The 12,869-nt window shown below is 56.5% G+C and carries 15 protein-coding genes and 1 pseudogene; 6 read left to right on the forward strand and 10 right to left on the reverse strand.

From position 1 onward, the window contains the following. Positions 1 to 103: 103 nt before the first annotated feature. The 4 genes from ACMYUL_RS06195 to ACMYUL_RS06210 all read right to left on the reverse strand — a co-directional run bounded on the left by ACMYUL_RS06195 (position 104) and on the right by ACMYUL_RS06210 (position 3,847). Positions 104 to 1,957 (reverse strand): ABC transporter ATP-binding protein, encoded by a 1,854-nt coding sequence (locus ACMYUL_RS06195; protein WP_415772634.1) that lies wholly within the window; start codon positions 1,955 to 1,957, stop codon positions 104 to 106. 213 nt (positions 1,958 to 2,170) lie between these two features. Continuing rightward, on the reverse strand, positions 2,171 to 2,491 hold the full coding sequence (locus ACMYUL_RS06200; protein ID WP_415772636.1) for a hypothetical protein: 321 nt from the start codon (positions 2,489 to 2,491) through the stop codon (positions 2,171 to 2,173). A gap of 3 nt (positions 2,492 to 2,494) precedes the next feature. Further along, a complete protein-coding gene (locus tag ACMYUL_RS06205; RefSeq protein WP_049231077.1) occupies positions 2,495 to 2,749 on the reverse strand; it encodes a hypothetical protein in 255 nt (84 codons plus the stop codon). A 96-nt stretch (positions 2,750 to 2,845) separates the two neighbouring features. Then, positions 2,846 to 3,847, reverse strand: coding sequence for a thiamine ABC transporter substrate-binding protein (locus ACMYUL_RS06210; protein WP_415772638.1), 1,002 nt, complete (start codon positions 3,845 to 3,847; stop codon positions 2,846 to 2,848). 62 nt (positions 3,848 to 3,909) lie between these two features. On the opposite strand from ACMYUL_RS06210, the gene ACMYUL_RS06215 reads away from it, so the two are divergent. The 4 genes from ACMYUL_RS06215 (at position 3,910) to glmU (ending at position 6,706) form a co-directional block, all read left to right on the forward strand. Continuing rightward, a complete protein-coding gene (locus ACMYUL_RS06215; protein ID WP_415772640.1) occupies positions 3,910 to 4,566 on the forward strand; it encodes a pyrimidine 5'-nucleotidase in 657 nt (218 codons plus the stop codon). Between the two features lie 62 nt (positions 4,567 to 4,628). Further along, a complete protein-coding gene (locus ACMYUL_RS06220; RefSeq protein ID WP_019271572.1) occupies positions 4,629 to 4,919 on the forward strand; it encodes a hypothetical protein in 291 nt (96 codons plus the stop codon). A 107-nt stretch (positions 4,920 to 5,026) separates the two neighbouring features. Further along, the gene (locus ACMYUL_RS06225) at positions 5,027 to 5,218 is read left to right on the forward strand and encodes a hypothetical protein (RefSeq protein ID WP_080613582.1); all 192 of its coding nucleotides are present in this window, start codon (positions 5,027 to 5,029) and stop codon (positions 5,216 to 5,218) included. Between the two features lie 114 nt (positions 5,219 to 5,332). Beyond that, positions 5,333 to 6,706, forward strand: a complete 1,374-nt coding sequence (glmU, locus tag ACMYUL_RS06230) for a bifunctional UDP-N-acetylglucosamine diphosphorylase/glucosamine-1-phosphate N-acetyltransferase GlmU (protein WP_415772643.1) — start codon at positions 5,333 to 5,335, stop codon at positions 6,704 to 6,706. 557 nt (positions 6,707 to 7,263) lie between these two features. On the opposite strand, the pseudogene ACMYUL_RS06235 reads toward glmU, so the two are convergent. The 6 genes and pseudogenes from ACMYUL_RS06235 to ACMYUL_RS06260 all read right to left on the reverse strand — a co-directional run. Continuing rightward, positions 7,264 to 7,374 (reverse strand): annotated as a pseudogene (locus ACMYUL_RS06235) (IS5/IS1182 family transposase); the annotation flags it as partial. A 107-nt stretch (positions 7,375 to 7,481) separates the two neighbouring features. Next, positions 7,482 to 7,889, reverse strand: coding sequence for a type IV pilin protein (locus ACMYUL_RS06240; RefSeq protein ID WP_415772645.1), 408 nt, complete (start codon positions 7,887 to 7,889; stop codon positions 7,482 to 7,484). A gap of 310 nt (positions 7,890 to 8,199) precedes the next feature. Further along, a complete protein-coding gene (gene rlmH / locus ACMYUL_RS06245; RefSeq protein ID WP_415772647.1) occupies positions 8,200 to 8,670 on the reverse strand; it encodes a 23S rRNA (pseudouridine(1915)-N(3))-methyltransferase RlmH in 471 nt (156 codons plus the stop codon). A gap of 348 nt (positions 8,671 to 9,018) precedes the next feature. After that, positions 9,019 to 9,405 (reverse strand): ribosome silencing factor, encoded by a 387-nt coding sequence (gene rsfS / locus ACMYUL_RS06250; RefSeq protein ID WP_039410466.1) that lies wholly within the window; start codon positions 9,403 to 9,405, stop codon positions 9,019 to 9,021. A gap of 67 nt (positions 9,406 to 9,472) precedes the next feature. Continuing rightward, on the reverse strand, positions 9,473 to 10,084 hold the full coding sequence (gene nadD, locus ACMYUL_RS06255; RefSeq protein ID WP_070493070.1) for a nicotinate-nucleotide adenylyltransferase: 612 nt from the start codon (positions 10,082 to 10,084) through the stop codon (positions 9,473 to 9,475). A gap of 57 nt (positions 10,085 to 10,141) precedes the next feature. After that, on the reverse strand, positions 10,142 to 10,738 hold the full coding sequence (locus tag ACMYUL_RS06260) for a beta-class carbonic anhydrase (protein ID WP_415772649.1): 597 nt from the start codon (positions 10,736 to 10,738) through the stop codon (positions 10,142 to 10,144). A 160-nt stretch (positions 10,739 to 10,898) separates the two neighbouring features. On the opposite strand from ACMYUL_RS06260, the gene ACMYUL_RS06265 reads away from it, so the two are divergent. Beyond that, positions 10,899 to 11,777: an NUDIX domain-containing protein gene (locus tag ACMYUL_RS06265; protein ID WP_415772651.1), complete on the forward strand. Its 879-nt coding sequence runs from the start codon at positions 10,899 to 10,901 to the stop codon at positions 11,775 to 11,777. A 66-nt stretch (positions 11,778 to 11,843) separates the two neighbouring features. Beyond that, positions 11,844 to 12,782, forward strand: a complete 939-nt coding sequence (locus tag ACMYUL_RS06270) for an ABC transporter ATP-binding protein (protein WP_415772653.1) — start codon at positions 11,844 to 11,846, stop codon at positions 12,780 to 12,782. The last annotated feature ends 87 nt before the right edge of the window (positions 12,783 to 12,869 follow it).

Here is a 12,869-nt window from a genome sequence, read left to right on the forward strand (position 1 = left end):
CGGGAAGTTTAGCGCATCGTTATGCCGAAATCAAAAAAGGTCGTCTGAAACCTGATTTTCGGTTTCAGACGACCTGTTGCTTGTCCGCTTTATCGGGCGGTTTTTAATGCTCCCACTCGACGTGTTCGTTGAGGAAACCGCCGCTCTGGTGCGCCCAAAGTTTGGCGTAGAGGCCTTGTTTTTCAAGGAGTTCGGCGTGGCTGCCTTCTTCGATGATGCGGCCTTTGTCCAAGACAATAAGCCTGTCCATCGCGGCGATGGTGGAGAGGCGGTGGGCGATGGCGATGACGGTTTTGCCGTCCATCATTTTGTCGAGGCTTTCTTGGATGGCGGCTTCGACTTCAGAGTCGAGCGCGCTGGTGGCTTCGTCGAGCAGCAGAATCGGCGCGTCTTTGAGCATGACGCGGGCGATGGCGATGCGCTGGCGTTGGCCGCCGGAGAGTTTCACGCCGCGTTCGCCGACGTGCGCGTCATAGCCGCGCCGCCCTTTGGCGTCGGAAAGGTTGGGGATGAAGTCGGCGGCTTCGGCGCGTTCGGCGGCGGAAATCATTTCGGCGTCGGTGGCGTCGGGGCGGCCGTAAACGATGTTGTCGCGCACGGAACGGTGCAGCAGCGAGGTGTCTTGCGTCACCAAACCGATTTGGGCGCGCAGGCTTTCTTGGGTCACGCTGTCCACGTTTTGCCCGTCAATCGAAATGGTGCCGCTTTGCGGTTCGTAGAAGCGCAAAAGCAGGTTGACGATGGTGGATTTGCCCGCGCCGCTGCGCCCGATCAAGCCGACTTTTTCGCCCGGGCGGATGGTGAGGTTGAAGCCGTTGAGCAGCGGTTTGCCGGCTTCGTAGGAGAAATCGACGTGTTCGAACTTGATTTCGCCTTGCGACACTTTCAGCGGCAGGGCGTTCGGCTTGTCGAGGATGGTTTGCGGTTTGGACAGGGTTGCCATGCCGTCGTTGACGGTGCCGATGTTTTCAAACAATCGGGCGGATTCCCACATGATGTATTGCGACAGACCGTTGACGCGCAACGCCATAGCGGTGGCGGTCGCCACTGCGCCGACGCCGACCTGTCCGTGATACCAAAGCCAGATGCCCAGCGCGGTCGTGCCGGCGGTCAGCGAGCTGTTGACGATGAAGCTGCATGTGTACAGGAGCGTCGCCAAACGCATTTGGGCGTGTACCGTAACCATAAATTCTTCCATCGACTGCTTGGCATAAGCCGCTTCGCGCGCGCCGTGGGAGAAGAGTTTGACGGTGGTGATGTTGGAATAGGCGTCGGTAATGCGGCCGGTCATCAGCGAGCGCGCATCCGCCTGACGCGAAGCGGTTTTGCCGAGCTTGGGAATCAGGAAGCGCATCACTAAGGCGAAGCCAATCATCCAGCCGATAAAGGGCAGCAGCAGCCAGCCGTCGAGCGCGACCAGAATCACGCCGGAGGTGATGAAATACACCAGCACATAAACGACCATGTCGGCAACCGTCATCACCACGTCGCGCAACGCCAGCGCGGTCTGCATGACTTTGGCGGACACGCGGCCGGCAAATTCGTCCTGATAGAAACCGAGGCTCTGCCCCAGCATCAGGCGGTGGAAATTCCAGCGCAGGCGCATGGGGAACACGCCTTGCAGGGTTTGCAGGCGCACGTTGGACGCGAGGAAGGTCCAGAGGGCGAAAAACACCATCATCGCCGCCATCGCCGTCAACGCCCAGCCTTTTTCGGCAAACAGGGTGGCGGGCGTGTATTTGCCGAGCCAGTCCACGACTTTGCCCATAAATTGAAACAGCAGGGCTTCCATAATGCCGATACCGGCGGTAAACACCGCCAAAACGGCAATCCATTTGCGCAAGCCTTCGATGTTGCTCCAGATAAACCGCCACAGCCCTTTTTCAGGTGTTTTCGGGGCGGCTTCGGGGTAAGGGTCGATTCGGGATTCGAACCATGAGAATATTTTTTGAATCATTGTATTGGGTTTAATTGAGAGAGAATGGATTTCAGACGACCTCTACGGTGGGGACAGGTCGTCTGAAAACAAGTATCGGGAGTTAAAGGCATTATTTTACAGGAAAAAACGGCGGGAAGACACCGTAAAGAAGTCGGGACGGACAAAGTGCCGTGATTGATGAGGGGTCGTCTGAAACAGCGTGCCGATAAGGAATACGGCTTTTATCCGTCCTTATATGGTCAAATTGCAGCTGAAATCCGTATCAAACCCATCGGCGTATCGGCTTATATCCATTCCAATTTTATTTTGAACGGACTGAAGCCAAAAAACAAAACCGAAAAAAATGTGCTTGTTCTCAGGCGTCACGCCGAATATGCCGTCACTTTGATGCGAAATCTGCAGGTCATCCAATATAGACAAGAAGTTCTCCAGATTTTGCCTGATGTCTTCTATCTCGCTTTTTTGAAGCTCCTCAATCAACAGGACTTCATTATCCAGACCGATGATGGTGGGCAACTGGGTCAGTTTTTCATAGATCGCTTTAACAGACATTTTTCAATACCTGTAAACCCGACGCGCGGGATACGGGCGCGGGTAAGGCGGGTAGGGATAGCCGTAGCGGTGTACCGGCTCGCTGTCCTGATAGATGACGGTCGTCCCCGGCGGGGCGTTGACGGTAACGGTTTTGTTGATGGTGGTTTGGGAATGGACGGGCAGATCGAGGACGGCAGTGCGCCCGTAAGGGGTTTCGGTGTAGAAACAGCCGCCCAGTGCGGTCAGCGTGAAGGCGTAGAGTAGGGGCTTCTTCATGGATTTCCTTCATTCAAAACGAAACGGGAAGGTCGTCTGAAAACACGGTTTCGATGCGGTTGAAGCCGTTTTTGGGTTTTCAGACGACCTTTCCGCTTACCTTAACACGGTCTTCGTCCAGCGGCCGACCCATTGTTTCTGTTTGGTGTCGATGTCGTTGCGGCTGGGCGAGTCGGTGTGTTTCGGGGCCTGGGCGAACTCGAACACTTTGGGCAGCGGCGTGTTTTTCACGGCGGGATAGACCCACATTTCGGTCGGCAGGACTTTTTGCACTTCGCCGCTTTGCAGCCACTGTACGAGTTTCGCCGCCAGCTCGGGCTGTTTCGCGCCTTTCAAGACTGCCGCGCCTTCGACTTGTCGGAACACGCCGCCTTTGAGGAAGAGGTTGCCGGTCGGCGGCACGCTGTATTTGCCTTTGGAGTAGTGGACTTCGGCAGCGGGGCTGGCGGCGTAGCTGACGACGAGCGGATATGCGCCGCCGTTTTGGGTGAAGTCGGTGTAATAGGCTTCACTCCAGCCTTTGGCAACTTTCACGCCGTTTTGACGCATCTGCGCCCACCATTTGAACGCGCCCTCTTCGCCCATGCCGCCGATGTTCGCCATCAGGAAGGCAAGTCCGGGCGAGGAAGTGGCGGGCGAGGGCGTAACCAGCAGGTTTTTATATTCGGGGCGGGTCAAGTCCTGCAAGGTTTTGGGCAGCGGCAGTTTTTTCTGTTCAAACCATTTTTTGTCGTAGTTGAGGGTAACGTAGCCGTAATTGACTGCCGCGATGACGGGCATCCCCGCTGAAACGGGCGCGGATTTGGGCTGCGCCGCCGCCAGTATGCCTGCTTCGCGCGCTTTGCCGATGTTGGCGTTGTCCAAACCGTACACCGCGTCGGCAATCGGGTTTGCCTTGCTGAGAATCAGCTTGTTGAGCATTTCGTTGCCACTGCCCGCCTTGATGACGGAGACTTTGGCGTCGTTGGCTTTTTCAAACTGCGCGATGACGGATTGGGGCAGGCTGAAGGATTTGTGCACGGCAAGGCGCACTTCAGTCTGGGCGGATAAGTTTGCCGAAGCCAGCAGGAGGGCGAGGGCGGATAATTTCAGTTTCATTCTCTAACCTTTGTACGGGTAAAATACGAAACATCATAACAAAATCCGCACCAACACACGACATGAACCTTTCCCCCGTCTGGCTCTTTGACCTCGACAACACGCTGCACAACGCCGATGCAGGCATTTTCTACATCATCAACCGCGCCATGACCGGCTACATGGCGCAACGCCTCAAGCTCTCCGAAGAAGCGGCGTCCGACCTGCGTCAGGACTATTGGCACCGATACGGCGCGACGCTTGCCGGCCTGCAAATCCACCACCCCGAAATCGACATCTGCGAATTTCTGCGCGAAAGCCATCCCATCGCGCAAATCTTGGCAAAATTGCAGGGCATGGAGGGAACCGAAAGCGTTTTAGGTCGTCTGAAAGGACGCAAAGCCGTTTTTTCCAACGGCCCTTCGTTTTACGTCCGCTCCATCATCGGGGCATTGGGTTTAGCAAACCGTTTTGACGCACTCTTCGGCACGGACGACTTCGGGCTGCGCTACAAGCCCGACCCGCAAGCCTACCTGACCGTCTGCCGCCTGCTCGACGTTGCGCCCGGACAGTGCATCATGATCGACGACAGCGCGGACAACCTGCACCAAGCCAAAGAGCTGGGCATGAAAACCGTATGGTTCGGCAGCAAAGCCCATCTCCTGCCCTTTACCGACGCCGTTGCAAAAGATATGCAGGCGCTCGCCGAATGTGCCGAAAAACTGTCGGCACTCGTCTGAAACCTTTACAATATCGGGTTTGAACAACGGCACCAAGCCGCCCGACCACAAGGACAACCATCATGCGATACACCGCCCTCATCCTCGCCGCCGCAGCCGCCCTGACCGGCTGTACCTGGGAAACCTACCAAAACGAATCCGGCCACACCTCCCTGCGCCCCAAATACGAAAAAGGCACGCGCATCTATTACGAAGACGGCACCTACTCCCGCGATATGCGTTACAACCAATACCGCCCCGAACGCCGCACCCTCAAACCGCTGCACGGCGACCAAGAAAACGTACGCGGTACGGTATGGAACAAACCCCAAGGCGCCGGACACGCCGCGCCCGAAACGCAAACCGAAGAATAATCCGCCCGCAGAGGTCGTCTGAAACCGCCTTTTCCGTTTCAGACGACCTCAAACATAACCGCCATCCCGTTCGTCCCATATCTGCCGTCCTTCACAAGGAGAAAACCATGCGTTCCCTCGCCCTGATTTTCGTTACCGCCGCCATCCTGAGCGGCTGCACCACAGACCGCTACGACTTCGACAGCCGTCCCGCCGACACATCCGCGCGTACGCCCTTGAAACCGACCACACTCGACCGCTTGGAACACGGCAGCCATGCCGACTCTTACCGGTTCACTCCCAAACCCAACAAACCATAACCTCCAAACGTCCGCACGCCAAACCCAAATAAAAAGGTCGTCTGAAACCCCGAAACCCGTTCAGACGACCCCTAAATACCCCCTTCATCAACATTGCATTCGAGAAAGCCCATCATGTCCGCCACACCCCTCAACATCGTCATCCTCGCCGCCGGCAAAGGCACGCGCATGTATTCCAAAATGCCCAAAGTGCTGCACCGAATCGGCGGCAAGCCCATGGTCGAGCGCGTTATCGACACCGCCGCCGCGCTGAATCCGCAAAACATCTGCGTCGTTATCGGACACGGCAAAGACCAAGTTTTGGACACCGTCAAACGCGACGTCGTTTGGGTCGAGCAAACCGAACAGCTTGGCACCGGCCACGCCGTCAAAACCGCCCTGCCGCACCTTGCCGCCGAAGGCCGCACACTGGTGCTGTACGGCGACGTCCCCCTGATTGACACCGCCACCCTCGAAACCCTGCTCGAAGCCGCCGGCAGCGAAGTCGGCCTGTTGACCGACGTTCCCGCCGACCCGACAGGCTTGGGCCGCATCATCCGCGACAGCCAAGGCAGCGTAACCGCCATCGTCGAAGAAAAAGACGCCGACACCGCCCAAAAAGCCGTCCGCGAAATCAACACAGGCATCCTCGTCCTGCCCAACGCCAAACTCAAAAACTGGCTGGACAACCTCTCCAGCAACAACGCCCAAGGCGAATACTACCTGACCGACCTCATCGCCAAAGCCGTTGCCGACGGCATCAAAGTCCATCCCGTCCAAGTGCGCGCCTCCCACCTCGCCGCCGGCGTAAACAACAAACTCCAGCTCGCCGAACTCGAACGCATCTTCCAAACCGAACAGGCCCAAGCCCTGCTCAAAGCAGGCGTTACCCTGCGCGACCCCGCCCGCTTCGACTTAAGGGGTCGTCTGAAACACGGACAAGACGTCGTGATTGACGTCAACGTCGTCCTCGAAGGCGACATCGAAATCGGCGACAACGTCGAAATCGGCGCAAACTGCGTCATCAAAAACGCCAAAATCGGCGCAAACAGCAAAATCGCCCCCTTCTCCCATCTCGAAGACTGCGAAGTCGGACAAAACAACCAAATCGGCCCCTACGCCCGCCTGCGTCCGCAAGCCCGCCTTTCAGACGACGTACACGTCGGCAACTTCGTCGAAATCAAAAACGCCGCCATCGGCAAAGGCACCAAAGCCAACCACCTCACCTACATCGGCGACGCCGAAGTCGGCAGCAAAACCAACTTCGGCGCAGGCACGATTATTGCCAACTACGACGGCGTGAACAAATACAAAACCATCATCGGCGACGAAGTCCGCATCGGCTCCAACTGCGTCCTAGTCGCCCCCGTCAAACTCGGCAACAAAGTCACGACAGGCGCAGGCAGCACGATTACCAAAAACGTCGAAGACAACAAACTCGCCCTCGCCCGCGCCCGCCAAACCATCATCGAAGGCTGGGTGCGCCCCGAAAATGGCGATAAGAAATAAAGCGGTAAACCGCCCAGCGCAACTCGTTGCAGCAACAGTAATCTGTCCCTTCCCCCGTCCGGCGGGGGAAGGTTAGGATGGGGGTGGCTTTGTGGGTTTAGGTCAAATCAAATTTGTACAACCCATAGAGCCACCCTCTCCCCGGCCCTCTCCCGCCAGACGGGAGAGGGGGCAGGTTGCAGATAAAAACGAGGTCGTCTGAAAACTTTGAGATTTGAGTTTTAGAGAAACTCGTTCTCCCCCGTTTTCAGACGACCTCGTTTATTCAATCAATACAGGCTTGTGATAACCCAAGTAGCGTGGGCTTTGCCCGCGAAATCTACCACCTGACAATTCAAATCAGACAACAGCCGAATGGGTATCCATTTCGGCATTTATCCCGTGGGCAAGGCCCACGCTACTCGTTGCAGCAACAGCAATTTGTCCCTTCCCCCGTTTAGCGGGGGAAGGTTAGGATGGGGGTGGCTTTGCGGCTTTAGGTCAAATCAAATTCGTACAACCCGTAGAACCACCCTCTCCCCAGCCCCCTCCCGCCGAACGGGAGAGGGGGCAGGTTGCAGATATAGTGGATTAAATTTAAACCAGTACGGCGTTGCCTCGCCTTGCCGTACTATTTGTACTGTCTGCGGCTTCGTCGCCTTGTCCTGGTTTAAATTTAATCCACTATAAAAACGAGGTCGTCTGAAAGCTCGGGGATTTGAGTTTCAGACGACCTTTTGCTATCGATGCCTCAAGACTCAAATATCTTGCATGATTTGTCCGTATTGGCGAAATGCTACGCCTTGTCTTCGCAGGTACTTTCGGTCGTTTCACACGATACCGTGACAAAGCTTTCGTTGATTTTCAATACTTTGGGATTTTGATCCGACCGAGCTACTGCCTTCAGGGTAAACCGCCCGTCCGGCGTACCTTTGGCGTCGCCCTGCACTTTGATGCAAAAATCGCCGATTTCCTTAATCGGCAAATCCGGCCATTGGGTGGAACTTTGTTTGAAACTTCCGTTTTTTTGATAAAAACGCTCCAGAAATTGGGCGTTTTCCAGCATGGCGGCCCGCACTTCCTGCAGCTTGGTATTTTCAACATATTTTTGGTAAGACGGGTAGGCAATCGACGTTAAAATCCCCACCATCATGATGGTAAAAACCAATTGAGACAAAGAAAATCCCCGCTGAATTTCCTTCATTCCGCCCCCTTTCGAAACATAAACCGAATAATTTGATGTTTATTGTTGTGAGATAAAAATGGGGATTGATGTTTTATCGTGGCTCACTTCAAAACCATACGGTGAAGTTGCCTGCGGCAAGCCCGAACTGTTTCTGAATCAATCCCTTATAAAATGAGGTCGGTATCTTATCGTCCTTATGACGGGCATTCAAACAATATCTGAATATTTCCTAGTTTACTATTTCTTTATGTATTGAATTCGCAACAGATACGCCTGCGCCCGATTGATGCGGTGGACACACGAAGTCTGCCTGCGGGAACGGCTTTTGTCATTCGCGGTGATAGGGATGGTTGTGGAGGATGGAGACGGCGCGGTAGAGCTGTTCGGTCAGCAGGACGCGCACCATGCCGTGCGGGAGGGTGAGGCTGGAGAGGCGCATCATCATGCGGGCTTGTTGTTTGAGGCGGTCTGTCATGCCGTCGGCGCCGCCGATGACGAAGCAGACGTGTTCGCCGTTTTGCTGCCAGCTTTTGAGGTATTCCGCCAACTCGACGGAGGTCGGGGCTTTGCCGCGTTCGTCGAGGACGACGAGGAACGCGCCTTGCGGGATGGCTTCGAGGATGCGTTTTTCTTCCGCCGCCATGCCTTGTGCGGCGTTGACGCCTGCGCCGCGTTTTTCGGGTTTGATTTCTTTGAGGGTGTAGGCGACGTCGCGTCCGAAGCGTTTGGCGTATTCGCCGACGGCTTCGTCCACCCAGCGGGGCATTTTGGTGCCGACGGCGAGGACGGTGATGTTCATGGGTTTCCTTGGTCGGATGGGGGCGTCTGAAAGGTTTCAGACGACCTTTGGGTTTGACGGATGATGTTGAAACGGGATTTCTGAAGCCGATATAGTGGATTAACTTTAAACCAGTACGGCGTTGCCTCGCCTTAGCTCAAAGAGAACGATTCTCTAAGGTGCTGAAGCACCAAGTGAATCGGTTCCGTACTATTTGTACTGTCTGCGGCTTCGTCGCCTTGTCCTGATTTTTGTTAATCCACTATATTGTTCGGTCAAGGGGTCGTCTGAAAACTTTGGTTTGGGCAAAGGGGGTTCGGGCGTGCGCAATAAAGCCGTCTGTATGCACAGACGGCTTGGGATGATGGTTTAGTCGGCGGCGTGCCAGGGTTTTTGCGCGCCGGCGTGGAAGCTGGGTTTTTCGCCGCCCCAGAGGGTGTCGATGTCGTAGAAGTCGCGGACGGCGGGCAGCATGACGTGGACGACGAGGTCGCCTGCGTCAACGAGCGTCCATTCGCCGCTGTCGCCTTCGGTGCTGAGGATTTCGAAGCCGGCTTCTTTGAGGCTGACGGCGACGTTGTTGGCGAGGGCTTTAACTTGGCGGGTGCTGTCGCCGCTGGCGATGATCATGCGGGCGAACAGTGAGGTTTTTTCTTGGGTTTCGAGGACGGAGATGTCTTTGGCTTTGATGTCTTCGAGGGCTTCGACGGCGGTTTCGACCATTTTTTGCAGGTCTTGCAATTCTTGTTCGTTCATTATTTTCCTAATGGTGGGAATGAAATGGGGTTTGGACGGTATTATAACTTATCTGTATGAATTTACGCTATTTTCCGCTTTGGTACAGTTTGTGTTCGCGGATGTAGCGGGCGACTTGGGGCGGGAGATCGTCTGAAAGTCTGCCGCTTTGGAGGGTTTGGCGGATTTGGGTGGAGGAGGTGTTGTGCAGGGGGGCGTTGAGGATGCGGACGCTGCCGTTTTGGAGGGCTTCGCCCAGCCAAGCGTGGAGTTCGCGCGGGGTTTGGTTGAGGTTGTCGCCTTGGCGCATGGCGACGGCGATGTGGGTTTGGCGCACGAGGGTCTGCCATTTTTTCCAAGTGTGCAGTTTCATGAGGCTGTCGCTGCCCATGAGCCACCAAAGTTGGGCAGCGGGGAATTGCTGGCGGAAGATTTGGACGGTGTCGAAGGTGTACGTCGCGCCGTCGCGGACGATGTCGCAGTCGCTGGCGGCGAAGCGGGGGTCGTCGGCAATGGCGAGTTCGGTCATGATGAGGCGGTCTTGGGCGGAGGCGCGGGACGGGTCTTTGTGGTAGGGGTCGCCTGCGGGTAGGAAGACGACGGTGTCGAGTCCGATTTCGTCGGCGAAGGCGCGGGCGATGTGGAGGTGGCCGTTGTGGATGGGGTCGAAGGTGCCGCCGAAAAGTCCGATGTTTTTCATGGGTGTCCTTGGGTGTGGGGTGTGCGCTCTGTTTGGGTTTCAGACGACCTGTCGGGTTTATGGGTTGGCGGGGTCGTCTGAAAGGCTTTTTGCCTCGGGGCTGCCGTCGACAACCAGGGTGAGTTTGCCGGTGGTCGGGTGGATGACGAGTCCGTGGACGGCGATGTCGGCGGGCATAAGCGGGTGGTTGCGGATGACTTTGACGGTGTGGCGGACGCTATCTTCTACGTTGTCGAAACCGGTCAGCCAGTCGTCGAGGTCTATGCCGGCGTTGCGCAGAGTTTCGATGCGGTCGTCGGGGATGTCGCTTTCGTGTACTTTTTCAAGGAAACCGGCGGCATTCAGCCCCTTCATGCCGCAGTCGTGGTGGGCGATGACCATGATTTCTTTGACTTTGAGTTCGAACACGGCGACCAAAAGGCTGCGCATGACCGACCCCCAAGGATGGGTAACGACTGCACCGGCGTTTTTAATGAGCTTGGCGTCGCCGTTTTTCAGTCCGAGCGCGTTGGGCAGCAGCTCGATGATGCGCGCGTCCATGCAGGACAGGATAGCGAGTTCGCGGCCGGGATATTTGTCAGTGAAATATTTTTCGTATTCGCCCGATTCGACAAAATTTTGGTTATAGGCGAGAATTTCGCTCAATTCGCTCATGGTGTTGTACCTCCGACAGAATGCGATGATTATAGCCTTTTTCGGACGGTTTGGCTTTGCAGCGTGTGCCGCCTGATTGCGGGCGGGATTGGTTGCAAATTGAAGCGGAGCGGATACAATCCGCTTTATGTTTATGTATTGATTGGATTGAGGAACAGCCATGTCTTCGCGCCCTTGTTTTTCCGAAACGCCCGACCGCCGCACCCATGACGCGCTCTACGATTGGGCGCGGGCAAGTTACGGCGCGGCAGACGACTGGAACACGCTCTATCTGAACGGGCTGGCTTTGGGTCGTCTGAATCCGTTTTGGCGCGAACGGATCAAACAAGACTGGCAGGAAGGGCTTTCTGAAATTTCAGACGACCTCTACCTGCAAACGGACAACTGGCTGGCGATGGGCGACAGTTTGCAGCACTTGGCGCACGAATGGAAAAGCCTCGGACTGCTGCACGGCTGGCGCGACGAAAAGTTTGACGTATGCGACGACGCGGGCAAAGTTCTTTTTGCGTTGGAACGCGCCGCCTTCCGCCCGTTCGGACTCATGAGCCAAGCCGTCCACCTCAACGGACTGGTGCAAACCGACGGCGGCTGGCATTTTTGGATAGGCCGCCGCAGCCCGCACAAAGCCGTCGATCCCAACAAACTCGACAACCTCGTCGGCGGCGGCATTGCCAGCGGCGAAACCCCGTTTGAAGCCGTCTGCCGCGAAAGTGAAGAAGAAGCCGGACTGATGCCGCCCGCCCTCGACACCCTCCGATCCGCCGCCCGAATCCACAGCCTGCGTCCCGTATCGCGCGGCATCCACAACGAAATCCTGCACATCTTCGACATCGTCCTGCCCGAAACCGTCCGCCCCGAAAACCAAGACGGCGAAGTCGCAGGATTTGAATTGATGAACGTTTCGCAACTCATCGAAACCATGTTGTCCCAAACCATGATGCACGATGCCCAGCTCGTTACCCTCGAAGCCCTCAAACGCTACGGCGCGCTCGACAGGCAGCACCCGTTAAGCCTTTGGCTGGACAGCCTTTGCCGCTGAACGAAACCAATAAACAAAACCCCGCCGTTTCCCTTTCCCGATTCCCCAAAAGGTCGTCTGAAACCCATGCTCCGACTTACCGACATCTGCAAACGCTTCGACAGCAAAACTGTCGCCGACCGCATCAGCCTGACCGTCGCCGCCGGCGAAACCCTCGCCGTCCTCGGACGCTCCGGCTGCGGCAAATCCACCCTGCTCAAAATCATCGCAGGCATCGTCAAACCCGACAGCGGCGAAGTCTGGCTGGACGGGCAGAACATCACCGCCGTCCCGCCCGAAAAGCGCAACGTCTCACTGATGTTTCAAGACTACGCCCTGTTCCCGCACCTGACCGCCCAAGAAAACGTCGGTTTCGGACTCAAAATGCGCCGCCTGCCCAAAGCCGAAATCGAAGCACAAACCATGCAGGCGCTGCGCGACATCGGTTTGGAAAACGAAGCCCGCCGCAAACCCGGCAGCCTCTCCGGCGGCGAACAGCAACGTCTCGCCCTCGCCCGCGCCTTGATTATCAAACCGTCCCTGCTCCTCTTGGACGAAGCCTTCTCTAGCCTCGACACCCACCTGCGCCACAACCTCTACCACCTGACCGACGAGAGCATCCGCCGTCAAAACATCTCCGCCGTCCTCGTGACCCATTCGCCCGAAGAAGCCGCCGCGCTGGCAGACCATATCGCCCTCATGCACGAAGGGCGCATCCTCCAATACGGCACGCCCGCCGAACTCTTCCGCCGCCCTGCCAACGCCCAAGCCGCCCGCCTGCTCGGGCTGCCCAACACCGACGAGACGCGCCACATCCCTACACACGCCATCCGTCCCGACCCGCAAGGCACACCCTGCCGCATCCTGTCCCTCACCCCCCTGCCCGACAGCCTGCGCCTGACTTTCACCCACCCCGAATACGGCGAACTGACCACCCTGTTACCCGCCGGACACTTACCCGTCGGCGATACCGTGCCGATCCATATCGATAAAGAACAAATCGTTTGGTTTGAACCATCGAGATGATGTTTTGTGTCCCGCCGTCGTTTGACCCGTCGGACAAATCAAAAAAGGTCGTCTGAAAATTTTCAGACGACCTTTTATGTTAACGCA

This window comes from Neisseria sp. CP9 (genome assembly GCF_047758525.1).
In the GTDB taxonomy this organism is placed as follows: domain Bacteria; phylum Pseudomonadota; class Gammaproteobacteria; order Burkholderiales; family Neisseriaceae; genus Neisseria.

Excerpts from the sequence above, each read along its gene's own strand:
- rlmH (WP_415772647.1), bottom strand. The coding sequence starts at position 8,670 with ATGAACATCACCGTCCTCGCCGTCGGCACCAAAATGCCCCGCTGGGTG.
- ACMYUL_RS06240 (WP_415772645.1), bottom strand. The coding sequence starts at position 7,889 with ATGAAGGAAATTCAGCGGGGATTTTCTTTGTCTCAATTGGTTTTTACC.
- ACMYUL_RS06205 (WP_049231077.1), bottom strand. The coding sequence starts at position 2,749 with ATGAAGAAGCCCCTACTCTACGCCTTCACGCTGACCGCACTGGGCGGC.
- ACMYUL_RS06210 (WP_415772638.1), bottom strand. The coding sequence starts at position 3,847 with ATGAAACTGAAATTATCCGCCCTCGCCCTCCTGCTGGCTTCGGCAAAC.
- ACMYUL_RS06195 (WP_415772634.1), bottom strand. The coding sequence starts at position 1,957 with ATGATTCAAAAAATATTCTCATGGTTCGAATCCCGAATCGACCCTTAC.
- nadD (WP_070493070.1), bottom strand. The coding sequence starts at position 10,084 with ATGAAAAACATCGGACTTTTCGGCGGCACCTTCGACCCCATCCACAAC.
- ACMYUL_RS06225 (WP_080613582.1), top strand. The coding sequence starts at position 5,027 with ATGCGTTCCCTCGCCCTGATTTTCGTTACCGCCGCCATCCTGAGCGGC.
- ACMYUL_RS06215 (WP_415772640.1), top strand. The coding sequence starts at position 3,910 with ATGAACCTTTCCCCCGTCTGGCTCTTTGACCTCGACAACACGCTGCAC.
- ACMYUL_RS06260 (WP_415772649.1), bottom strand. The coding sequence starts at position 10,738 with ATGAGCGAATTGAGCGAAATTCTCGCCTATAACCAAAATTTTGTCGAA.
- ACMYUL_RS06200 (WP_415772636.1), bottom strand. The coding sequence starts at position 2,491 with ATGTCTGTTAAAGCGATCTATGAAAAACTGACCCAGTTGCCCACCATC.
- ACMYUL_RS06220 (WP_019271572.1), top strand. The coding sequence starts at position 4,629 with ATGCGATACACCGCCCTCATCCTCGCCGCCGCAGCCGCCCTGACCGGC.
- glmU (WP_415772643.1), top strand. The coding sequence starts at position 5,333 with ATGTCCGCCACACCCCTCAACATCGTCATCCTCGCCGCCGGCAAAGGC.
- ACMYUL_RS06270 (WP_415772653.1), top strand. The coding sequence starts at position 11,844 with ATGCTCCGACTTACCGACATCTGCAAACGCTTCGACAGCAAAACTGTC.
- rsfS (WP_039410466.1), bottom strand. The coding sequence starts at position 9,405 with ATGAACGAACAAGAATTGCAAGACCTGCAAAAAATGGTCGAAACCGCC.
- ACMYUL_RS06265 (WP_415772651.1), top strand. The coding sequence starts at position 10,899 with ATGTCTTCGCGCCCTTGTTTTTCCGAAACGCCCGACCGCCGCACCCAT.